This is a genomic window from Rhizobacter sp. P3_B12 (genome assembly GCF_056402895.1).
On record NZ_JBFUGN010001736.1, the window covers coordinates 1 to 582 of the forward strand.

Here is a 582-nt window from a genome sequence, read left to right on the forward strand (position 1 = left end):
GTCCGAGAACTTCGAGCACCGCCTCGGCCTGCCGCCGCAGCACGACCTGGGCCGCCGCTTCCCCGAGCTGTACCAGCCCCACGGTGGCGAGTACCAGCCCCACGGTGGCGAGCATGCGGCCTCGTGGCCGCGCTACGAAGCGGCACTGGCCCGCCGCGAGCCCTTCACCGAACTGATCGCCGACCGCTCCTCCCCGGCTGGCGCGCTGACGCTGTCGATCAGCGGCGTGCCGGTGTTCAGCAGCAGCGGCCGCTTCCGCGGCTACCGCGGCTCGGCCACCATCATCAACGCGCGGCTGCAGGAGGCCCGGGTGCGCGCCGCCAGCCTGTCCGGCAACAACTGGCTGTGGGAAACCGACGACCTCGGGCAGATCAGCTGGCTGTCCGAGAACTTCGAGCACCGCCTCGGCCTGCCGCCGCAGCACGACCTGGGCCGCCGCTTCCCCGAGCTGTACCAGCCCCACGGTGGCGAGCATGCGGCCTCGTGGCCGCGCTACGAAGCGGCACTGGCCCGCCGCGAGCCCTTCACCGAACTGATCGCCGACCGCTCCTCCCCGGCTGGCGCGCTGACGCTGTCGATCAG

The 582-nt window shown here is 72.7% G+C and carries 1 pseudogene; it reads left to right on the forward strand.

The features are described from left to right. Positions 1 to 582 (forward strand): annotated as a pseudogene (locus AC1D01_RS37955) (hypothetical protein); the annotation flags it as partial.